The 20,040-nt window shown below is 56.8% G+C and carries 21 protein-coding genes and 2 pseudogenes; 10 read left to right on the top strand and 13 right to left on the bottom strand.

Going from position 1 to position 20,040, the window contains the following annotated elements:
- The first annotated feature begins 9 nt into the window (after positions 1-9).
- Positions 10-942, top strand: a complete 933-nt coding sequence (locus ACR0NF_RS14055; protein ID WP_480472217.1) for an AEC family transporter — start codon at positions 10-12, stop codon at positions 940-942.
- On the opposite strand, the gene ACR0NF_RS14050 is transcribed toward ACR0NF_RS14055, so the two are convergent.
- From ACR0NF_RS14050 to ACR0NF_RS14020, 7 genes are read right to left on the bottom strand one after another with little or no spacing between them, the layout of a single operon-like run.
- Positions 896-2,230: an amidase gene (locus ACR0NF_RS14050; protein ID WP_480778447.1), complete on the bottom strand. Its 1,335-nt coding sequence runs from the start codon at positions 2,228-2,230 to the stop codon at positions 896-898. The genes ACR0NF_RS14055 and ACR0NF_RS14050 overlap by 47 nt on opposite strands.
- The gene (locus ACR0NF_RS14045; protein ID WP_480778446.1) at positions 2,227-3,417 is read right to left on the bottom strand and encodes a YlbE family protein; all 1,191 of its coding nucleotides are present in this window, start codon (positions 3,415-3,417) and stop codon (positions 2,227-2,229) included. Before ACR0NF_RS14045 ends, ACR0NF_RS14050 begins: the two co-directional genes overlap by 4 nt.
- On the bottom strand, positions 3,417-4,043 hold the full coding sequence (locus tag ACR0NF_RS14040) for a hypothetical protein (protein WP_480778445.1): 627 nt from the start codon (positions 4,041-4,043) through the stop codon (positions 3,417-3,419). The genes ACR0NF_RS14045 and ACR0NF_RS14040 overlap by 1 nt, the downstream gene beginning before the upstream one ends.
- Entirely contained in the window at positions 4,043-4,675 is a 633-nt protein-coding gene (locus ACR0NF_RS14035; RefSeq protein WP_480778444.1) for a hypothetical protein, read from the bottom strand. Before ACR0NF_RS14035 ends, ACR0NF_RS14040 begins: the two co-directional genes overlap by 1 nt.
- Positions 4,672-6,042, bottom strand: coding sequence for a Rieske 2Fe-2S domain-containing protein (locus ACR0NF_RS14030; RefSeq protein ID WP_480472222.1), 1,371 nt, complete (start codon positions 6,040-6,042; stop codon positions 4,672-4,674). Before ACR0NF_RS14030 ends, ACR0NF_RS14035 begins: the two co-directional genes overlap by 4 nt.
- Before the next feature lie 24 nt (positions 6,043-6,066).
- On the bottom strand, positions 6,067-7,527 hold the full coding sequence (locus ACR0NF_RS14025; protein WP_480472223.1) for an aldehyde dehydrogenase: 1,461 nt from the start codon (positions 7,525-7,527) through the stop codon (positions 6,067-6,069).
- Positions 7,524-8,549: a succinylglutamate desuccinylase/aspartoacylase family protein gene (locus ACR0NF_RS14020; protein WP_480472224.1), complete on the bottom strand. Its 1,026-nt coding sequence runs from the start codon at positions 8,547-8,549 to the stop codon at positions 7,524-7,526. The genes ACR0NF_RS14025 and ACR0NF_RS14020 overlap by 4 nt, the downstream gene beginning before the upstream one ends.
- Positions 8,550-8,679: 130 nt before the next feature.
- Between ACR0NF_RS14020 and ACR0NF_RS14015 the strand changes: the two genes are divergently transcribed.
- The 3 genes from ACR0NF_RS14015 to ACR0NF_RS14005 are packed head-to-tail and all read left to right on the top strand — an operon-like array spanning position 8,680 to position 10,891.
- Positions 8,680-9,774, top strand: a complete 1,095-nt coding sequence (locus tag ACR0NF_RS14015) for a pyridoxal phosphate-dependent aminotransferase (RefSeq protein ID WP_480472225.1) — start codon at positions 8,680-8,682, stop codon at positions 9,772-9,774.
- Complete coding sequence (locus ACR0NF_RS14010; RefSeq protein ID WP_480472226.1) at positions 9,774-10,322, top strand: decarboxylase; 549 nt, start codon at positions 9,774-9,776, stop codon at positions 10,320-10,322. The genes ACR0NF_RS14015 and ACR0NF_RS14010 overlap by 1 nt, the downstream gene beginning before the upstream one ends.
- Complete coding sequence (locus tag ACR0NF_RS14005) at positions 10,319-10,891, top strand: thiamine pyrophosphate-dependent enzyme (RefSeq protein WP_480472227.1); 573 nt, start codon at positions 10,319-10,321, stop codon at positions 10,889-10,891. The genes ACR0NF_RS14010 and ACR0NF_RS14005 overlap by 4 nt, the downstream gene beginning before the upstream one ends.
- Here ACR0NF_RS14005 and ACR0NF_RS14000 read toward each other — a convergent pair.
- The 6 genes and pseudogenes from ACR0NF_RS14000 to ACR0NF_RS13975 all read right to left on the bottom strand — a co-directional run bounded on the left by ACR0NF_RS14000 (position 10,878) and on the right by ACR0NF_RS13975 (position 14,416).
- Positions 10,878-11,768: a LysR substrate-binding domain-containing protein gene (locus ACR0NF_RS14000; protein WP_480660943.1), complete on the bottom strand. Its 891-nt coding sequence runs from the start codon at positions 11,766-11,768 to the stop codon at positions 10,878-10,880. The two genes, ACR0NF_RS14005 and ACR0NF_RS14000, sit on opposite strands and share 14 nt — an antisense overlap.
- A 116-nt stretch (positions 11,769-11,884) precedes the next feature.
- The gene (locus ACR0NF_RS13995; RefSeq protein ID WP_480472229.1) at positions 11,885-12,463 is read right to left on the bottom strand and encodes a helix-turn-helix domain-containing protein; all 579 of its coding nucleotides are present in this window, start codon (positions 12,461-12,463) and stop codon (positions 11,885-11,887) included.
- Between the two features lie 136 nt (positions 12,464-12,599).
- Positions 12,600-12,737 (bottom strand): annotated as a pseudogene (locus ACR0NF_RS13990) (DUF2950 family protein); the annotation flags it as partial.
- A 62-nt stretch (positions 12,738-12,799) separates the two neighbouring features.
- On the bottom strand, positions 12,800-13,135 hold the full coding sequence (locus ACR0NF_RS13985) for a DDE-type integrase/transposase/recombinase (RefSeq protein WP_480778494.1): 336 nt from the start codon (positions 13,133-13,135) through the stop codon (positions 12,800-12,802).
- Between the two features lie 205 nt (positions 13,136-13,340).
- Positions 13,341-13,598 (bottom strand): annotated as a pseudogene (locus ACR0NF_RS13980) (integrase core domain-containing protein); the annotation flags it as partial.
- Positions 13,599-13,705: 107 nt separating this feature from the next.
- On the bottom strand, positions 13,706-14,416 hold the full coding sequence (locus tag ACR0NF_RS13975) for a GntR family transcriptional regulator (protein WP_480472230.1): 711 nt from the start codon (positions 14,414-14,416) through the stop codon (positions 13,706-13,708).
- Between the two features lie 228 nt (positions 14,417-14,644).
- Between ACR0NF_RS13975 and ACR0NF_RS13970 the strand changes: the two genes are divergently transcribed.
- The 6 genes from ACR0NF_RS13970 (at position 14,645) to ACR0NF_RS13945 (ending at position 19,978) form a co-directional block, all read left to right on the top strand.
- The gene (locus tag ACR0NF_RS13970; protein ID WP_480472231.1) at positions 14,645-15,832 is read left to right on the top strand and encodes an ABC transporter substrate-binding protein; all 1,188 of its coding nucleotides are present in this window, start codon (positions 14,645-14,647) and stop codon (positions 15,830-15,832) included.
- 95 nt (positions 15,833-15,927) lie between these two features.
- Positions 15,928-16,797 (top strand): branched-chain amino acid ABC transporter permease, encoded by an 870-nt coding sequence (locus ACR0NF_RS13965; protein ID WP_480472232.1) that lies wholly within the window; start codon positions 15,928-15,930, stop codon positions 16,795-16,797.
- A 19-nt stretch (positions 16,798-16,816) separates the two neighbouring features.
- Positions 16,817-17,788, top strand: a complete 972-nt coding sequence (locus ACR0NF_RS13960) for a branched-chain amino acid ABC transporter permease (protein ID WP_480660990.1) — start codon at positions 16,817-16,819, stop codon at positions 17,786-17,788.
- A complete protein-coding gene (locus ACR0NF_RS13955; RefSeq protein WP_480472233.1) occupies positions 17,785-18,567 on the top strand; it encodes an ABC transporter ATP-binding protein in 783 nt (260 codons plus the stop codon). Before ACR0NF_RS13960 ends, ACR0NF_RS13955 begins: the two co-directional genes overlap by 4 nt.
- A 3-nt stretch (positions 18,568-18,570) precedes the next feature.
- A complete protein-coding gene (locus ACR0NF_RS13950; protein WP_480472234.1) occupies positions 18,571-19,293 on the top strand; it encodes an ABC transporter ATP-binding protein in 723 nt (240 codons plus the stop codon).
- Between the two features lie 7 nt (positions 19,294-19,300).
- Positions 19,301-19,978: an aspartate/glutamate racemase family protein gene (locus tag ACR0NF_RS13945; protein WP_480472235.1), complete on the top strand. Its 678-nt coding sequence runs from the start codon at positions 19,301-19,303 to the stop codon at positions 19,976-19,978.
- The last annotated feature ends 62 nt before the right edge of the window (positions 19,979-20,040 follow it).

Genomic DNA, 20,040 nt, shown 5'->3' with positions numbered 1-20,040 from the left:
GATGCCGCAATGCTGATGACGCTGACCTCAATCCTGCCGATCTTCCTGATCATTGCGCTGGGGCTTGCCCTGCGCAAAGGCGGTATTCCCAGTACCGATTTCTGGAACCTGAATGACAAGCTTGTCTATTGGGTTCTGATGCCCTGCCTTTTGTTCAGCAAAATCTCACTGTCACCTTTGGACAAGTCGGCTTTGGGGCTTTATTCGATGGCTATTCTGGGCGGGTTTGTGGCGGCACTTGTGTTTGCAGTTGTCTCCGCCCGTCTGCTGGGGTTCGCACCGCCTCAGGCGACTTCGATTTTGCAAGGCAGCGCGCGGCACAATTCATTCATTGGTCTTGCACTGGCGGCCAATCTGTACGGGCCGGCGGCACTGGACATCGCTATTCTTGCAACGGCGATATTGGTGCCGACGACCAATATCGTGATGGTCATCTTGATGGTCGGTGCGCTGAAAAGCGACCGCGCCAATAGCCTGCCCATCGCCATTTTGCGAGAACTGGCGCGCAATCCATACGTGATCTCGATCTTTCTGGCGGTTTGCGCCAACCAGTTGATCGGGGACAGGATCGCGGTCGTGCATGATGTAACGGATGTTTTGGGGGCGGGGGCTTTGCCGATTACCTTGCTTGCGGTGGGGGCCAATCTGAGGGTTCGTGCTATGGCTGCCAGCACGCTGCCTTTGATCCTTGCCTTTGCGGGCAAGATGGTTGTGTTTCCTGTGGCGGTCCTGGTGATCGGCTTGCTGACCGGGCTGCCACGCGATGTGCTGCAGATTGCGGTCGTCTATTCGGTCGTGCCGACAGGTGCCTCGTCCTACACGCTGGCCAAGCAACTGGGTGGTGATGCACCGCTGATGGCGGCTATTGTTACGCTACAGACGCTGATTGCCGCCGTCAGCATTCCGGTCTCGCTCGCCGTGCTGTTGCCGCTGATCCCGTGATGGCTAATCGCGATAGATGTTGGTGAACCCAGGCCGCGGTATCTAATAGGCGGGCATCACCACCTTTTCGTCCGATCAGTTGAATGCCTAGTGGCAGCCCGTTTTGATCGGTCCCAAAGGGCAGCGCCACCGACGGCACTTGCAACAGGTTCCACATGCGAGAATAAAGCGGATCTCCGGTCGCCTCCAATCCCATAGGGGCCGGTCCGGGCGCAGAGGGAACCAAAAGCGCATCTATGTCGCGGAACATTTGATCCAGCATCGCATCTGCACGGTCCCGCAGGTCCAGAGCTGCACGGTATTCCCTGTCGCTGACTGCCAAACCTGCGGTGACAAGCTCATGAAACTGCGGGCTGATACCGGGAACGCCGACCGCGTACTCCGTCGCGCGTTGTCGCGCGACCTCGTACCCCATAACAGCGATCTGAGCCTGAGTGAGTTCGGAAAAAACAGGCGGGTGGGCGATCTCTCCGACCTCAGCGCCTGTGGCGGCAAGGGCGTCCAGGGCGCGGATGCAGGTGTCCCGCATTTCGACTGAGCCGTCCTGCCAATATGGGCCGCGCATTAGGCTGATCCGGGGCAGAGCATCATCGAACTCAGGTGGCGGACGCAGGTCTGTACCGCGTAGCACAGCGTCGGACAGAGCCAGGTCCCGAGGGTCACGGGTCAGAATACCCAGCGTATCAAGGCTTTCAGACAGACCCATGACACCCGTCAGATCATACCGCCCGGTCGTTGGCTTGAACCCGCATACCCCGCAATAGGCGGCAGGTCGGATCAGCGACGCGGCCGTTTGAGACCCGAATGCGAGCGGTGTCATGAAATCGGCCACAGCCGCGGCCGAGCCGGATGACGATCCACCAGGAGTGTGTGCTGGGTTGGCCGGGTTGGCGGTCTTGCCCGGTCTGAAATAGGCAAATTCGGTAGTGACGGATTTACCGATCGGTATTGCACCGGCGTCTAGAAAGGCCTGTACACAGGCCGCATTGCGCTCTGGGCTCCGCCTGGCATACAGGTCGCTGCCCCACCCTGTTGGCATTTCGTCTGTGTCGATGATGTCCTTGATCACAAAAGGCACGCCATGGAGCGCGCCGCCAGAGGGGAGTGCATCGGCGGCATAGGCCCGCTCCATGGCGCGCGCCGCATCGAGGGTCTGGAAGGCCCCGATGACAGGTTCACGATCTTTGATCCGGTCCAGATGTGCGGCCATCACCTCGGACGGTTTCACCTCACCCCGCTGGATCATCGCGGCAAGCACATGGGCAGAGTGTTGATTCAGCGCGATCATGCCTCCAACGCTTTCAACGCTGCTGCAAACGGTGTGACGGGCATGTCGTAGATGCCACCACCCAACCGTCCGGCTTGACCCAGCCGGTCAAGGATACCTAAGCCGATCACTGGCCCCGACCCCTGCGTAACGGCACCGCGCGCCGTGCTGCCCAACCTTACATCCAACGCTCGGAAGTAAGGGTGCGCCCCAACCGATAGGCCCGACATGCGCGCTTGTGCGTCATCGGGCAGATAGGCACCAAGCCCTTTTTGCTGTTCGGGGCTCAATTCGATGGCCATCGCGCCCAGCCCAAAGGCTTCGACCACGGCGCTGTCACCAATCGCGCCCAAGGCTCGGTCTTTTGGCAAGTCCACGTCGAATGTGCCTTTCGGCGTGCCGGCTGGAATCGTGAACCATTGGTTCGGAAGGCCGGAAACCTGAATGCCGACCTCTCGCCCATTGCCGCCTGCCGCCGTCACGAAGCTGGAACCGTCAATCCCTTCGGCCAGTTTCATCATGCACTTGGTGGCGGCCATCCATAGGTTCAGAAACAGCGAAGGCGAGCTGTTAATGAATGCCAGCACATCGTGATCGTTGATCCCGCCGGGCGTTCGATCCTTGAGTTCTGCAATCAGTGCCTGCGCGGCCACAGGCGTACGCCCGTGACAGTCATCCCCGCCCAACAAGCCGATTACGGCCAGTGGTACCAGTGCGATCCCCTCGGCAAGCCCTTTCTCCAAAACATCCAGAAACCGGGTGTTGAGCCATCGGATATGATCCAGAACCGCCTCGGACCGCAGCCCCAGCCGCATAGCGGGGCGACTGCCTGCGTTGATCGGTGCATAGACCCGTTGCTGCCCGCGCCATGCATCATAGATCGTATGTAGCGGCATATCGGCCGAGACCACGGCAGCCAGAGGTGTCACGACGTCGTGGTCCTGCGCAGGCTTCAAAACGATCTCACCCCCGCTGATCATCGCCTCGGCCTGATCAAAATCCTTCGCCAGACCTTGCCAGACGGCAGCAACACAGGCCGAATTCAGGATCGGTACAGTGATCTGATCCGGGTTGGCAAAGGCAGGACCGGCGTGCAGAAGCACATTTTCATCCAGACCCAGCGCCTCAGATGCCGTATTGAACCGGTTCCAGACCGGTTGCGTCACCATTGCCCGGTCAAAGGCTAATTGATCGGCCGGATGCAGCATCACGCGCCCTCTGGTGGAATGATCCAAGTTTCTGAGAAATACAGAAATGCAGTCGTCGTCTCGTATCCGGCCTGCACGCGTATGCCCAGCTTGCCCGGCAGCGGGTGGCCATTGACGATGATCTGCGCTGAATGTGCGGGCACCAAAAGCGAGAACATGTTCTGCTCGCCCGAGGCGACCTCATGCGGAGACAATTCCAGCGCGCGGGGTGGTTCGAACCCCTCCCAGATCAGCTCAATTGTCAGGTTCTCGCCGACGATGGTCTCGGTATAGCGATGGCTCATGGGATCACCGGTTGAGCGTACGACCTGCGCGCCGATCTCGGGTAGGGTTGCAAAGGCTGGGGCGTTGGCGAAAGCGGCCAGTTTGCTGATGAAATTGGTCTTCAGAAACGCCGTAAGGTCTGGATTGTCACTCAGGATCACGTTTGGTGCGTCAGGCGATCCCTCAATCCGATCCGGTGCTCCGTAGAGCAGCAAAACCTGCCCCTGACCTACCGGAGACCATGCCACGCGAAAAAACAGTGCCATAGCCGAGAATTTGTCGTTGTCGTCTTTCAGCAGGATGCCGGGGTTTTCGCCGGTCCAATCAACGGTGCCGGGGGTGATCGGTTCATTCAAAGGCATCACAGATCCTCCTGCGGGGTCACCCAGGTCTCAGAGAAGGCGAGAAACGCGGTCGACATGGTGCGACCAAAGAACTGGCGGCTGGCAACCTGACCGGGCAGGGGGGTGCCGTTGACCACAATCTGTGCCGCTTTGGCCTCAAGGAACACAGAATACATCTCATGCGCTTTGGTGGCCGAGTTTTCCTTGGCCACCTCAACTGGCAAAGGCGGGCCCATATCCTGCCAGATCATCTCGACCGTCACGCCCGATCCGCGCAGGGTTTCGGAGTACCGGGATTTCAAGTCGCCGGGACGCTTTTCCACGCTGTCGCAATCCAGCCATGTCATTGCGCCTAGCCCGGCCTTGCCGATAAAGGTTGGCATTTTGGTCACCCAGCCATCTACGATCCAGCGCATCATTCGCTGGTTGTCGGTCATGATAAGGTTAGGCACTTGCGGCCAGCCCTGCGCCTGATCCGGAGCACCCAGGATCAACGCTGCATTCCCGCGCCCATAGGGCGACAGAACCACCCGAAAGAACAGCGCCAGCGTGTCGTAATGATCCTGTTCGGGATCCCGTTTCAGATAGATGCCGGGGTTTTCGCCGGACCAGTCAACGCGGCCGGGGTTGTGGGGAATGCGTGTAGTCATGACCAGCTTGCCTCGTAGTCTTTGAGGGCGTCGATGATGAACGCCCTACGGGCGTCGCCCTGAAGATGGTCGCCGGATTTGTAGATCTCGGCCACTTGATGCGAAATCTCTTTCAGCACCGCCCCATCGTCGCGACCCTCCTGCAACGGAATGCGCAGCATCGTATCCCCGGCATAGGTCGGGATCACCTTGTCTGCGAAATTGTCGGAGGGTTGTGGCGGGCGTTCACCGTTTTGCAGGGCGCGAATGGCGTTGCGTAGCAGGCGGCGCGCCTTGGCGACACCCCGGTCGGTAAAGCTGAGGTTTTCGCGCGCATGGATGTTCTTTGGTCCTTGGCTTACCCAGGCATCGTAGTCGCCCGGATCACGCTGGCGCATCTCATAGGGACGTTCCGGGTCTTGGCCATAGAAATCTGTCATGCCGTAGCCAACCTTGCTTTTGTCCGTCAGCCCCTTGGGGTCGTCATTCGCCGCAGCATCCCGAAAATGTCGCCAGGCGATGACCATCGTGTTGGTGTCGTCAATTGGAGTGATCCAGCGCGACAACCCGCAGCGCCCGAAATAGCGCGGCCCGTCCGGAACCGGGAAATGACCCCCATTCTGCGTGAACGACGGCAGCATGTGGTCATGTATCCGGACCCAGACGATATCCTCGACGCGTCGGACATTGGTGTAGAAATCGCCGGTTTGACTTTCATGAAACTCGATCATCGGCATTTCGGCAAAAGCGTCGATGAACTGGCTGCGCACGGCCAGCGTGTGCAGGTAGACCACGTGGAAGGGGTCCCAGGCGTTTTCCATCACTTGCAGCCAGTTGCAGGGGGATTTGATGAGGTAGGGCACCAGTTCATCGCCCTCTTCGTCAAACGTGTCCATCACCGGGAAGGGCGGCTGTTCACTGGCCGGGCCCATATAGGCAAAGGCCAAGCCCTTGTATTCGATCACCGGATAGGCCCCAAGACAGGCCTTTTTCTTGACCTGAGAAGCGGGCGGTTCGCACGGGGTTTCCAGAACGGTGCCGTCCAGCCCGTATTTCCAGCCGTGATAGGAGCAGCGAATGCCGCCTTCCTCGACAATACCAAACTCAAGGCTCATGTTGCGGTGGCAGCAATGCAGATGGGTCAGCCCCAGTTTGCCCTCTTTCTTTTCGCGAAACAGAACCAGATCTTCGCCCAGAATGCGGATGCGATAGGGCAGGTCACCGATCTGGTCCGTCATCGCAACTGGCATCCAGAATCGGCGCAGATACTCACCGCAAGGTGTGCCGGGGCCAACTTCGGTCAGCTCAGGGTCAGGGGTTTCGTGCCAGACATTCTGCTGGTCATGGCCGCGGAAATTGCCTTTGGGGGCCGAGAAATGATCGTTCATTGCGTCCTCCGTGCACGCCAGTGGTCAGGGGAAGGGATCAGGCACCGGTTTGGCACCGGTCCAGATCGATTTGGTTTGGCAAAAATCCTTGATGGCGTCGGGACCAAGCTCACGGCCATAGCCCGACAGCTTGATCCCGCCGATGGGGCTGGCGGGATCGACGCTGCGATAATGGTTGATGTAAACCGTGCCTGCTGCAATGGCTTCAGCAACCCGTTCGCCTTTCTTGGAGTCTGTCGTCCAGACCCCTGCGGCCAGACCGTAGTCACTGTCATTGGCTAGCGCGATGGCTTCGTCTTCGGTTTCAAAGCTAGTGACTGCCAGTACAGGGCCGAAGACCTCTTGCCGCCAAAGCTGCATCTCAGGCGAAACACCGTCGAATATGGTCGGCCCGACATAGAACCCGTCGCGCCCTGCAGTGGATTCCAACCCGTCCAGTATACAAACGGCCCCTTCGGCTTTGGCTTGTTCGATCATCGCGATGACTTTGTGCAGATGGGGTTCGTTGGCGAGCGGTGCGATCTGTGTTTCAGGGTCCATCGGATCGCCCATCTTCAATACGCGCGCGCGGTTGATCAGGCGCGAGACCAGCGTGTCTTTCAAACTGACCTCGACGATCAGGCGCGAACCGGCGACGCAGGTCTGGCCATTGGACAGGAAGATCCCGGACAAAATCCCATTGACCACGTTGTCAAGATTGCAATCGGCGAACACCAACTGGGGTGACTTGCCGCCCAGTTCCAGTACGGCGGGGATCACACCTGCCGCCGCAGCCTCGGCCACTTTGCGACCGCCTAGATCTGATCCGGTAAAGGTGACTTTACGTGTCAAAGGGTGCCGTACCAACGCTTCGCCGACCTCATGCCCCAGCCCGGTGACGACGTTCAACACGCCGGGTGGCAAGCCCGCGTCATGTGCCAGGCGCGCGAATTCCAAAGTCGAGGCCGACGCCATTTCCGATGGTTTGACGACCACTGTATTGCCCGCCGCCAAGGCCGGGGCCAGTTTCCATGCCAGGATCATCAGGGGTGAATTCCACGGCGTAATGGCAACAACTACGCCATAGGGAATGTGATGGCCGACGCTGTGGACACCGTGGATGGAGTTCGCTTGTGCTTCGGGTCCCAGCTTGCGCACTTGGGTGGCGAAGTAGCGAAACCAAGTGTGCAGCCCGGAAAACTGGCCCCGCACTTCGGTGATCCGTTTGCCATTGTCGCGGATTTCCGGTGTTACAAGCTCTTCCCATCGATGTTCCAGAACATCCGCCAGCCGGTCGAGCATATCGGCGCGTTCATTTGGGCCCGTTTTGGCCCATGGCCCGTTGCGAAAGGCGTAATCAGCGTCTCGGATTGCCTGATCGGCGGTTTGGGCATTGCCGCGGGCGATGGTGCTCCACCCTTGACCTGTTGCGGGGTCGATGCTGGTCAACATTTCGCCGCTCCAGTCCACAAACACGCCCGAGATGAATGGAGTGTACGCCCTCATTCAATGTCTCCGACCGCAGGTTGTGCCACCAGTGCCAGCAGATCGCCGCGGCAGACCACGCCCCGGTTGCCATGGGCCAGAACATACCCCGAGGCAGAGAAGTTCAGATCTATTGATGCACGCTCAGGCTCCGCCGGGAAATGCAACCTTCCAGCGAGTGTACCACGTTCGACGTATTGGCCAGCCCTACTGCGCCGATCAAACAAACCATCCGCGGGGGCGTATATCGATTGCGACGGGTCAGCGATCTCCACGCATTCTGCTGCTACTTGCTTGGGCTGATCGCCCTGCAAGATTCCCAGATGCCTGAGGCATCGAAGCAAACCCGTTTCAGCCAAATCGGTGATTTCGGGATCAACTCCTCCTCCTCCGCCCAATTCGGTCGCGATCATGGGCGTGTTGGTCCGCGCGGCTGCCGAGTTTACAGATCGATTGTCATTATGTGTGCCCAGCACCCAGATCAAAGGCAATCCAAAGGCACGGGCAAGATCCATGTTGGCGGAGGTGAGCGCCTTGTCTTGCGTACGGGCGGCTAATGCGCAGGGTTCGAAGACCGAGGCTTTGCCCCCGGAATGCAAGTCGATTGCGGCGTCCACGCGTGGCAAAAGAACCGTCTCGACAAAATGCGCCAGCATTGCGGTTGGACCGCCATCGGCTTCTCCGGGAAAGGCACGGTTCAGGTTCTGACCATCCAGCGGAGAGACACGGGACGCAGCCGCCAGCGCCGGTGCGCTTAGCCCGGGGATCAGGATCACCTGTCCAGCCAACTCGTCGGAGTTCAGGCGCGCCGCGAGCCGCATTATCGCGGCCGGTCCTTCGAATTCATCCCCATGCGTACCGCCAAGGACCAGAACACTCGGTCCCGGCCGCCCTTTCAGGCTGATCACCGGTACTGGGTGATAGCCCAGCGGCACCGAATTGTCCGACCACTTCAGCATCAGATCGCCCACCTGCCTGCCCGGCGCATCAAGATCGATGGTCAGGTGCAGCCTACTAGATTGGTGAGATTCTGTGCGGGTCATCCGATTTCTTTTTGCTGGCGCATCCACTTCATATCATAATTTTTTTGAAAGTGAATTGTAAAAAATCTATTGTTATGTGATATGAAGTGCGATGGCGCAAAGCCATCCTTGGCTCTGCCGGAGGAACTCTATGACTCTGACGCGCGCGAAAGCGGGAATCGAAAAAATCAAACCTCATATGGTGGGCGGGGCGTCCGACGACGTGCCACCGCCAGCGGCTCTGCTGAATTCAAATGAGAACGTTTTTGGCCCGAGCCCGAACGCGCGTGCCGCCGCTTGTGCGGCCATTAGTTCGGTCGAGCGGTACATGGAAAATCCAGACCAAATTCTGGCCCCTGCCATTGCCGCGCATTTTGGGCTGGACGCGGCGCGGATCACAACCGGGCAGGGATCGGACGATCTGTTGGCACGGCTGGCCCGCGCGTATCTGGGGCCAGGAACCGAGCTGATCCGCAGCGCCAATGGCTATCTGAAAGTGCCCAACTACGCCTATGCCAATGATGCCGAGGTCGTGTCTGTTGATGATGACAGCTTCAAGCCGTCGGTGGACCGAATGATCGACGCGCTAAGTGAACGTACGCGCGTGGTCTACCTTGCCAATCCCGAAAACCCGGCTGGAACCTACCTGAACCGGGCCGAGTTGCGACGGCTACATGCGGCATTGCCCGACCATGTTTTACTGATCATTGATGCCGCATACGAAGAATATGTCGATGCCCATGATTACGAGCCTGCACACAGGCTGGTCGAGGATTCAGAAAATGTGGTTATGTGCCGGACATTTTCCAAAATATACGGGCTGGCCGGGGCACGCGTGGGGTGGATGTACGGGCCCAGCGACGTTGTGGACAGCGTACGGCGGATCGGGTTGACGTTCCCGGTTGCGTCTCCTTCGGTTGCCGCGGCCATCGCCGCGTTGGAAGATAAGGCGCATACGCAGGCGGTTTTCCAAGCCAACGCGCAGGGACGGCGCTGGATCGAAACAGAATTGCGTGCTCTGGGGTTGGAGGTTGTACCAAGTCAGGCCAATTTCGTATTGGTTCGCTTCCCGGACCAAGGAAAATCTGCCGAAGCGGCCGATCGATTTCTGCGACAACGTGGCGTTGCCGTGCGCAGATTCGCCTCGGCTGCTTACCACGACTACATCCGCATCACCGTTGGTCACCCTCATGAAATGCATGCGGCGCGTTGCGGGATCGCCGCGTTTCTGGACGGAGCTTCGTGATGGTCGCTGCACCGCAATCCCGCAACGACGCGCCGTCGGTGGCGCATGTGTCCGGGGCCGCTATCATTGCAGCTATCAAAGCGTGCCACATCGGTGAAGTTGTGGCCCTGCCGGACATAGTGACCAGCGATGGTCTGTTATGGCCGATCTCGCGCGATCCCGATTTTCGCCTGACCCGGATCTGCAAGGAAGATGAAGGCGTCAGTATTTGTGGCGCGATGTCTTACAACGGCACGCGGGCAATACTGATGATGCAGCAGACCGGTTTGATGGATTCATTGAATGCGATCCGGGCGATTGGTGTCGACTACGAATTGCCCATCGTCATGATGGTTGGCCTGCAAGGGAAAGAACCGCATCTGCTACCGGATCAATCGGCCGCGTACGGTGTTCGGATCATCCAGCCGGTTCTGGACGCGATGAACCTGTCGCATTCTTTGATCGAGGCACCGGGGGACGAGGCTCAGATTCCGTCCATGGTTGAGGCTGCCTATGCGGCGTCCAGACCTCATATCTTCTTGATTGGCCGATCGCCGGAGGCCCCATGATCATGTATCGAGACGCGGCTCTTAAGGCATTGATCCCGCATGTACGCGAAGAAGATATCGTGGTCGCGGTCTACCAAAGTTGTTTCGACTGGTTGGCGCTGAACCCGCGCGATCTGAACTACGTGGCTGTCGGAGCGATGGGCCAGGCATCCTCACACGGTCTGGGGCTGGCGCTGGCAAATCCTGACCGGCGGGTGATCGTTCTGGACGGGGACGGCAGTTTGCTAATGAACCTCGGCTCGCTTGTGACGATTGCCAATGCCGGGGTCAGCAACTTGTATCATTTCCTGTCCGCCAACAGGGTGTATGAAGTAAACGGATCACATCCCTTGCCTGGTGCTGAACGCGTCGACTTTGCGGCCATGGCATGGGCCGCGGGCTATGCCGGAGTGCAGCGCTTTACAGCGCTTGACCAATTCTCAGAGTCACTGCCACATGTCTTGTCGGCCAGCGGCCCGCAATTCGTTTCAATGGAGATACAAGCCGGAGAATCGCACCCGCGAGACTACGCCTATATCCACAGTGCGCAGGCCCGCGAAACATTTCGCGAGGCGCTCAATCGCGGGTGACTTTCGTCTGGACGATGTTCAGAAAAGATTGCCCAACGGCCGTGAGTGGTTTGTTCTTGGACCAGAACAATACTGCCCGAAACGTCAGCGGCGCGGCAAAGGGCAGGGCGACGCAGTCGGGTAGTGTCTTGAGGTATTCAAGGCTGGCCCCGACGACAGAAACGCCAAGGCCTCGAGCGACCAGACGACAAACGGCATCGGTGGTCCGGGTTTCGTACTGCATGTGCCGTGCGATGTCTTTTGCTTCAAAAAACTGATCGATCTCGAACCGGAAGCGTGAAGACGGCATGTAAGATATGAAGTTCTCACCCTCCAAGTCCCGCGCCTGCACGATTGTATTATCTGCCAGACGGTGGCCAGTGGGCAGCACGCAGCACACATCGCTGTCACGGATAACAAGGCTTTCGAAAGAGGGATTGGCCGGTTCAGTCGTCGTGATCCCAAAATCATAGTTCTGGGATACCATCCATTCGACCGCATCGTCGCTGGGGGCGATTTCCATGCGCGCCATGGCGTGCGGCCAAGCGGTTGCGAATTCACCGAGTAGATCGGGTGCCAGTTGAGAAGAGACCCCCGGCGTGATCACGAGATTCAGCCGGGCATGACCGAATTTACCGATTGCAGCGGCCGAGTCTTTGATGTGCTCCATACCGCTGACAGCCTGGCGCACCTCTTCTACCAGCAACCGGGCTTCATCGGTGGGCACCAATACCCGTCCTGACCGTTGGAACAGTTGAAAACCAACCTCGGCCTCGAAATCCGAAATCAACCGACTGACCGCCGGTTGCGATATCCCAAGCATCGCTGCAGCCTCGGTCACCGTTCCGGTCGATACAACGGTACGAAACGCGTCAACCTGTTTGAATGTGATCTTCATATGGGGCAACGCTGTCGTTCTTTGGGTTGGCTACTCATAGTAAAATATTATGTAACGACCGACAATGGTCGAGGAAAGTTATGTTGTAAAAGTCCGCGGACAACGTGAGGCCATCATTATTGTGGGCGTGTCGAGACAGTAATGAATTCGATGCTGTCTGACACGATCTCGGAAAACCCATGAGGCAATTTGGCATCGAAACTCAGGGTATCGCCGGTTGTCATGGCAAAGTTTTCTGTACCGCACCGATACACTGCATCACCCTTGATCAGGTACAGAAAGACGTATCCTTCGTGCTGATAACTTGGCAACGTTTCTGACTGGTCTTTCGAGATGCTGATCCTCGCAGATTGAAACATGCCGCCTGGCCCGCCATGCTTGCCAAGCAACAGGTAGTCATGCGCGTGTCCTTGTGTGATCCGCCGCGAGGCCAATCCTTCGCAGGCTTTGACATGATGCACGTCTGCTGAAACCTCGGTATGTGCGAACAATGCCATCAGAGGGACATCCATTGCCTCCGCCAAAGCCTGAAGCGTCCCAAGAGAGGGCGAGACGCTACCATTCTCGATACGGCTGATCATCGACGTTGAAATCTGCGCTGCAGTGGCCAACTCAGAAAGGGTCAGATTACGTTCCTGCCTCAATCTCAGCAGCGTTTGTCCGACATCGTGCTCAATATCTCTTTGTTTGATCACAGTCTTCCGTGCCGATCTCGAAGATGGTTCGCCTAAAGCTAATTTCTATAGTTGCGCCAATTTTGTTGGCCCAGTCAATCATTTGTACCGCCGTTGGCGAAAGCAACTATACGGGAAAAACTCGAACCTTGGTTTACTACTCGACTGGCGTCCAATCTGGTTCGAGATCGAATACCGAAAACCCCTCTGCCACTTCTAGCGACTCACGACCGAAACTTGCCTCATAGACAATGCCAGTTTCGCCAACCATGAAATAAAGGATGCCAATCTCGCCATAATAAGAGGGAACCTAGGCTGGATGTGTCGCAAACTTTTGTGACATCCAGCGCCAGCGACTTACTGGACACACCTATCCTGCGATCTCAGCAAACATCCGAAAGCCCGCAGTCGTAGTGCTGGAGAATTGCCCTTCTGGATCATGTTCGCGACTTCGATGCCGTCCAAAGTAGCCGAGACAAATCTGAACGATTTGAACCCACACATGTGCCCGATGAGACGCTTGATGAATCGATGATCCTGTTCGATCATGTTGCTCAGATACTGGGGCTTGATTGTCTGTGCTTTGGCGGGGCACCCAAATCGCCTCAGAATTCTGTTCACTTCTCGCATGCCGGTCGCATCAGCACCGCTTTTGTCGATGACGATCTTACTCGGGAATTGACTTGACGACAGCGCTTTGCCAAAGAGCCTGGTCGCTACTGGACGGTTCTTTTGCCCAACCCAAGCACCTCAATTTACCGTAGCTTCGTGATAATCTCTTCGGGCTTGTGTCGTTTCGTTTCCATTTTGATTCTCCGTTCGCTAATGATGGCAGAAGACTATTTCAGCAGGGGGGATCAGGGTTGAGTGACCCCATCTGCCGGGTCCAATTTGATTGTTAGTGCATGATCGGCCTTTGGCCTATCGGCACGATGGGTTCTGGCGTTGATGGGCGATAAGCCAATGCAATGTGTGGTCTTCTGGTGTTGTAGTGCTTTTTTCAATTTTCGATGACGATCTGCGCTTCGCGCAGGTTATGGAATATCTCGCCATTGAGCAGTTTATCCCTCATTCGACCGTTGAAGCTATCGCAACATCCATTCTCCCAAGGCGAGCCTAAATCAATGTATGCCGTTCTGGCGCCGACAGCGGCAATTCCCAAGTGTAATGACATCCGGTTTTCTGCTGTTTACCGAAGTCGCAGGACAAGTGCGCCCACAACTTCGTTGACGTAGTCCCCTCTAATAGTTTGGGCACGACCAACTACATGCGCCCGGTGAGTATCTTAGCAAGATCGGGTTCAACCTTTTGGGTTTGCTCCAGATCCAGGCTGTTTTTTATATGGAGAAGGTGGTGTCGGATGTTGTCTTCTGCGGATTGCGGGTCGCCACTCACGATTGCATCAATGATTGATGCATGCTCATCATCTGGACAAGATGAATCCTTGTGGGTGCCGAACAGTGCTACGATCAGAGACGATCGGGTCGCCAGTTCCTTAACGACGCGTGTGAGTACCGCGTTATTGTGGCATTTAGCCAATTCGACATGAAACTCGCCGGAAAGTCTGATAACCTCAGTTCTGTCGTTTCTTGCGCGAGCTTCGTCTTCTTTTTCGATATGTGTTCGCAACGCATTGACACCTGCGCTGCTGATCTCACGTGTCAATTCTCGCACGATGCCCGTTTCGATCATCAAGCGAGCTTCGAAAACCTCCTGGGCTTCCTTAGGACTCGGGCAGGCAATAAAGGCGCCGCGATTTGAGCGCAGTTCGACAATGCCTTGGCTACTCAGCAGCAGCAAAGCTCTTCGGACCCGCATCCGACCGACGCCGAAAGTTTCACATAAAGTTTGTTCGCTCAACTTGGTTCTGGGTGCCAGCTTTTGTTCCATGACTGCCGAATAGATACGGTCGACGATCAATTGCTCATTCGGATCGGTTTGAACGGTGTCGAGTTTTTGCTGGGCGTCTGTCATCTTGTTCCAATTTGGCTGGAATACACGTCGATCGTATTTAGCCGTACTACTCTTAACTGACAATATATTGGACTTCTGTTCACAAATTCAACAGATACGTTTACTAAAAACGTTGACATAGATTGTTAACAATGCAGTATCCAAGGTGCATTCCGGGATTCGACCCGACGCATTGTTTACTTCGCCAAGCGCACAGAAGAGGCGCCGAGACCTCATAGGGAGGAAAGAATGAAACGTAGAACCCTGATGAAAACTTCAGTCGCCCTGGCATTTTCCGTAACGGCGCTGGCTTCTGCGGCCTGGGCGGAAAACCCTGTCCTCAAGATCGGATTTGTGGGCGTGACATCCGGCCCGGCGGCAGCCTGGGGGATTTCCAACCAGCGCTCAATGGAGGCTCGCGCCGAGTGGCTCAATGAAAAGGGCGGGTATAAGATCGGCGATACGACCTATGATATCGAGATCGTATCCTTCGATGACCAGAAAGACCCCAAGCGCGCAATCGCGGGCATGGAAAAGATGGCGCAGGAAGGCATCCACTATGTGGTCGGCCCGAATGTCGATGACGGTGCTGCCGCCGTGCGCCCCGTGGCCGAGGCCAACGGGATCATGTATTTCCCTTACGCCTTCCCGAAAGAACTTTATACCGCACCCGCATCCAACGCGGTTCTGGGGATGGTGGCGAATTACCAATCTGGTCCTGCGATCTATAAGTACCTGAAAGACGAGAAGGGCGTGAAGACCGTGGCGTTTGTTGCCGCGAACGAATCCGACCCGCTAAGCCAGCGGGACGGTGGTGTGGAAGCGGCCAAGGCGCTGGGGCTTGAGGTTGTTTCGGACAACGTCACCTATCAGGTGGATACCACCGATTTTACTCCGGTCCTGACCCCGGTCATGCGTACCCAGCCCGATTTGCTGGTTCTTTCGGGCGTCTCTCCGGCCAATGCGCCGCAACTGATCCGCTCGGCACGTGAACTTGGATTCCAGGGCCTGATCTCGACCGAAACTGCGCAGGACGCGACAGTTCTGCGCGAAGGGGCAGGGGATTTGGCCAATGGGTTCATTTCTGTCGGTGGCGCGTCAACGCCCGAGATCGCATCGGATGACATGAAGGAGTTCGTCAAACGCTATACCGATATGTTCGGCGAGTATAACGACGAGTCGAACACCAAAGTTTATGCGCTGGAATACATTCTGGCGACGTTGAACGCCAACCCGGCTGGCATTGACGACGTTACTGCTTTCCAGACCACGATGGATACGTTTGAGGCCCCCAATCCCTTCATGAAAGGCGACGCCACGATGCGGTATGTGGGGACCACATCGTTTGGACAAAAGCGTCAGATTGCCGTTCCGCTGGTAGTGAATGTCTATCAGGACGGAGAGTTTGACACGCTTTTCGTCGCTGAAGTTGACTGAGGCAATACTCCCAATCAAGGCAAAAGCCTAACGAGCCACTCACTCTCCCGGGCTGACAAACAGCCCGGGAGACCCGAACCTTTCGCGGGACACTCATGGAACAGATATTAGCAAACGGTATCTATCTGGGGGCGCAATATGCGATGATCGCCCTGGGTTTGACGCTGATTTTCGCCTTGATGAACGTGCTGAACTTTGCCCATGGGCAGATGTATGTTCTGGGTGGGTTTGTCACTTACACATTCTACGGGCAGCTCGGCTGGCCCTTTGTGCTGGCTTTGCTGGCCTCGTGCATCACTCTTGCCGTATTGGGTGCACTGATCGAAAGGTTCCTGTTCGCACCGGTTATACGAAGGTCATCGCGCGAGGAAAGCACGATGTTGCTGGCGGCTGGGCTGGCCTTCCTGTTCGACGCCATAATCTTGCTGGTCTTTGGCGAGAAACAACGCGGTGTCCCCAAAATCGTCGACGGTGTTTTCAACTGGGATTTCAGGTTGATCATGCCGTATGACCGCATTCTGATCTGCGTTCTGGCCATTTTGTCCATCGTCTCATTCATTCTGTTCATGCAGTATTCCAAAACCGGTCGCGCCCTGCGCGCGTTGGCGCAGGACAGAACCGCGGCGCAGTTGATGGGCGTCAATGTCGACCGCTATTCCATGATCGGGTTTGCACTGGGTGCGATGCTGGCCGGTCTGGTCGGCGGGCTGCTGGTGACCATCACCGGCGTCAATCTGGGGATGGGTGGCCCAACCTCGATCAAGGCCTTCATGATGGTAATGATCGGTGGTGCGGGCGTGATTTCCGGTGCGATAGCTGGCGGTATCATCCTTGGGTTCCTGGAAGCCATCGGTTTGGCCGTCCTCTCGCAATACGGCGACATCACCTATCTGCTGATTTTCGTCTCGCTGATGATTTTCCTGGCCATCCGCCCGCAGGGGCTGATGGGTAAGCCGTGGGGATAGCGCAGTGCCGAAACTCAACATGATCCAATGGGCCGGTCTGGCAGTGTTCCTGCTGGCGATATTCATCCTGGTGCCTGGCTTCGTCGCGGCCTCAGGACGGTCCGATCTGTACTATACCCTGACCTCGGTGGCACTTTTGTCCATCGCCAGCGCGGGTGTCTGGTTGACCTTCTATATCGGCCGCATCAATATCGGTCAGGGTGCCTTTGCGCTGATCGGCGCTTATGTCTCGGCCATTCTGGTGACAAAGGCAGGTATGTCTTTCTGGTTATCACTGCCGCTTGCGGGGCTGTTTGCTGCCGGGGTGGCGGTTGTGATCGGACTGCCGATCCTGCGATTGCGCGGCGTCTATTTCGCCATGATCTCGCTGGTGTTGACACAGGTGGTCACGCTGACCGCGCTGGCCCTGCCCATTACCAACGGGGCGAAGGGAATTACTTCGATCCCGCTTCCCGGAGGCGTCTCGGTCCTTGGACTTACACTGATCCCGGATTTCGCGACGCTTGAGAACCCGAGGCTGGCCTTCTACTACACCGCCTGCGTGCTGATGGTTCTGACCTTTGCCGCAATGTACCGGCTGGTGAATTCGCGGCTTGGCCACTTGTGCCGGTCGATGCAGCAGAACGAGGAACTGGCGAGTTCGATCGGCGTGAACATCTCGTACATCCGGGTCATCGTGTTCGCCATTTCGTCCTTTCTGGGCGGCATTGGAGGGGCGATGTTCGGTTCCATTGCCCAGTCGGTTTACCCATCCAGCTTTCAAGTCGCCGATAGCGTGAATTTCATGCTGAACTGTTTCCTCGGCGGGTTGGGCTATGTCTTTGGTCCGATGCTGGGCACGCTGGTTCTGTACTTCGGTTGGGACTTGTTGTTTGAACTTGGTCGCTTCCAGTTGTTGGCCTATTCCAGCATGTTGATCATCCTGATGCTGTTCCTGCCTAACGGGCTGCTCAGCCTGCGCCTGCCGGGTCACAAGGGGGCGGACAAATGAGCCATCTTCTGGAAGTCCGTCATGTCACCAAGAAGTTCGGAGGGCTGACTGCCAACAGCGATATCTCGTTCAATGTGAACGAGAACGAGATCTTGTCAGTGATCGGGCCAAACGGGGCAGGCAAAAGCACGTTGTTCAAGATGATTTCGTCTTTCCTGCCGACGACATCAGGCGAAGTGTTGTTCGAAGGTAAACGCATCTCGAATCTGAAGCCGCATGTGGTGGCCCGAAAGGGGGTTGTCCGAACCTTTCAGGAGACGACGATCTTCAAATCGATGACGGTCCGCGAAAGCATCGTTGTCGCGCAGCATCTGCGGGCCAGAGCTTCGTTGGCCGGGTATTTCTGGGGGACCAAAACGGCGCATGAAGATGTCGACAGTTTTGGGCAATATGCGGACGATCTGATCGATTTCCTCGGCATGACAGACATCGCCAACGAGCAGGCCTCGAACCTGCCGCAGGGCAATCTGCGGGCGCTGGGGATCGCCATTGGCCTGGCGACCGATCCAAAAGTGCTGCTGCTGGACGAGCCCTTTGCGGGAATGAACCACGATGAAACCATGAAAATGGTCGATCTGGTACGCAAGGTGCGCGATGACCGGGGTGTCACCGTATTGTTGGTGGAACACGATATGCCAGCGGTGATGAAAATCTCCGACCGGATTGTGGTTTTGAACTTCGGCGAAATGATTGCCGAGGGTACGCCGGCAGAAATCCAGAACAACGAAAAAGTCATCGAAGCCTATCTGGGCAGCGCAGATGACGAAATCGGGATCTGAACCATGAGCAAGATGTTGGAATTCAAGGATGTCGAACTCTACTACGATCACGTCTATGCGCTGAAAGGTGTATCGATTGATTTGGAACAAGGTGAAACTGTCGCTCTGATTGGCGCTAATGGCGCGGGCAAAAGTTCGATCTTGCGGGCGATCACCGGGCTGGCGAAGATCAAATCCGGTTCAGTGGCGTTTGAGGGCGAACAGATTGCCGGAACCAACCCGGCCGAAATCGTCTCGAAAGGCATCGCGATGGTGCCCGAGGGGCGGCGTGTCTTTCCTTACATGACGGTGAAAGACAATCTGCTGATGGGGGCGTTCACCCGTTCGGACAAGGCGGAAGTGCAGCGCACGCTGGATTCGGTTCTGGAACGGTTTCCGCGCCTGCGTGAGCGGTATTCGCAATCGGCTGGCACACTGTCGGGCGGCGAGCAGCAGATGATGGTAATCGGGCGCGCCCTGATGGCCAAACCTCGCTTACTTTTGCTGGATGAGCCGTCGCTGGGAATTGCGCCTAAACTGGTGCAGGACATCGCGCGGTCCATCGTGGCGATCAACCGGGACGAAGGCGTGTCAGTACTGCTTGTCGAGCAGAACTCGCGCATGGCGCTATCGATTTCGCACCGTGCCTATGCGCTGACCACCGGAAATGTGGTGATCTCAGGCAATTCCAAAGAGCTTTTGACCGATCCCCGGATCAAAGCCGCTTATCTGGGCGGGGAAGTGTGAGGATATTGTGAAACTGTTAGTCGTCAATCCCAACACCACCGGTTCTATGACTCGAAAGATCGAGGCGGCGGCCCGCGCCGTCGCGAGCCCTGATACCGAGATCATTGCCATCAATTCGCAGGATGGTCCCGCCAGTATCCAAGGGTATCTGGATGTTTCGACCTGTGTTCCGGGCTTGTTGGATGTGGTCAAGCAGCATCCGGATGTGGATGGCATCGTAGTGGCCTGTTTCGATGACACAGGCGTCGACGCTGTACGTTGCATCACCTCGGCTCCGGTCGTTGGTGTTGGTGAGGCCGCCTATCACGCGGCGTCTATGATCAGTCCCAAGTTCAGCGTCATTACGACACTATCCCGCTCATTGGCGGGACTGGAAGCCAATCTGTTGCGCTACGGTCTGGATCGCCGCTGCGTTAGGGTCCGCGCGTCAGATGTACCGGTTCTTAAGCTGGAAGAGAACGATCCGAATACGGTTGATATTATCCGCGCTGAAATCCGCGCGGCCATCGACGAGGATCGGGCCGAAGCCATTGTTCTGGGTTGTGCCGGAATGACTGACCTGATGTCGCATTTGTCCGAGGAATTCGGCCTGCCAGTCGTCGATGGGGTTGCTTGCGGAGTTACGTTTGTAGAGGCCTTGGTTAAGGCAAAACTGACGACTACAAAGCTTTGCTCTTATGCTTGAGAATTCTCTTCGGGCAACGGCATCTTTTGGCATTCCTTCTGATGGATCTGTTAAATATTTTT

Source organism: Ruegeria sp. CF4 (assembly GCF_056537345.1).
Note: the sequence above shows the minus strand (reverse complement) of the source record. Positions and strands in the feature narration are given on the sequence as shown.

Coding starts and splice junctions, on each gene's coding strand:
- ACR0NF_RS14055 (WP_480472217.1), top strand. CDS start 10: ATGCTGATGACGCTGACCTCAATCCTGCCGATCTTCCTGATCATTGCG.
- ACR0NF_RS14050 (WP_480778447.1), bottom strand. CDS start 2,230: ATGATCGCGCTGAATCAACACTCTGCCCATGTGCTTGCCGCGATGATC.
- ACR0NF_RS14045 (WP_480778446.1), bottom strand. CDS start 3,417: ATGCTGCATCCGGCCGATCAATTAGCCTTTGACCGGGCAATGGTGACG.
- ACR0NF_RS14040 (WP_480778445.1), bottom strand. CDS start 4,043: ATGCCTTTGAATGAACCGATCACCCCCGGCACCGTTGATTGGACCGGC.
- ACR0NF_RS14035 (WP_480778444.1), bottom strand. CDS start 4,675: ATGACTACACGCATTCCCCACAACCCCGGCCGCGTTGACTGGTCCGGC.
- ACR0NF_RS14030 (WP_480472222.1), bottom strand. CDS start 6,042: ATGAACGATCATTTCTCGGCCCCCAAAGGCAATTTCCGCGGCCATGAC.
- ACR0NF_RS14025 (WP_480472223.1), bottom strand. CDS start 7,527: ATGAGGGCGTACACTCCATTCATCTCGGGCGTGTTTGTGGACTGGAGC.
- ACR0NF_RS14020 (WP_480472224.1), bottom strand. CDS start 8,549: ATGACCCGCACAGAATCTCACCAATCTAGTAGGCTGCACCTGACCATC.
- ACR0NF_RS14015 (WP_480472225.1), top strand. CDS start 8,680: ATGACTCTGACGCGCGCGAAAGCGGGAATCGAAAAAATCAAACCTCAT.
- ACR0NF_RS14010 (WP_480472226.1), top strand. CDS start 9,774: ATGGTCGCTGCACCGCAATCCCGCAACGACGCGCCGTCGGTGGCGCAT.
- ACR0NF_RS14005 (WP_480472227.1), top strand. CDS start 10,319: ATGATCATGTATCGAGACGCGGCTCTTAAGGCATTGATCCCGCATGTA.
- ACR0NF_RS14000 (WP_480660943.1), bottom strand. CDS start 11,768: ATGAAGATCACATTCAAACAGGTTGACGCGTTTCGTACCGTTGTATCG.
- ACR0NF_RS13975 (WP_480472230.1), bottom strand. CDS start 14,416: ATGACAGACGCCCAGCAAAAACTCGACACCGTTCAAACCGATCCGAAT.
- ACR0NF_RS13970 (WP_480472231.1), top strand. CDS start 14,645: ATGAAACGTAGAACCCTGATGAAAACTTCAGTCGCCCTGGCATTTTCC.
- ACR0NF_RS13965 (WP_480472232.1), top strand. CDS start 15,928: ATGGAACAGATATTAGCAAACGGTATCTATCTGGGGGCGCAATATGCG.
- ACR0NF_RS13960 (WP_480660990.1), top strand. CDS start 16,817: ATGATCCAATGGGCCGGTCTGGCAGTGTTCCTGCTGGCGATATTCATC.
- ACR0NF_RS13955 (WP_480472233.1), top strand. CDS start 17,785: ATGAGCCATCTTCTGGAAGTCCGTCATGTCACCAAGAAGTTCGGAGGG.
- ACR0NF_RS13950 (WP_480472234.1), top strand. CDS start 18,571: ATGAGCAAGATGTTGGAATTCAAGGATGTCGAACTCTACTACGATCAC.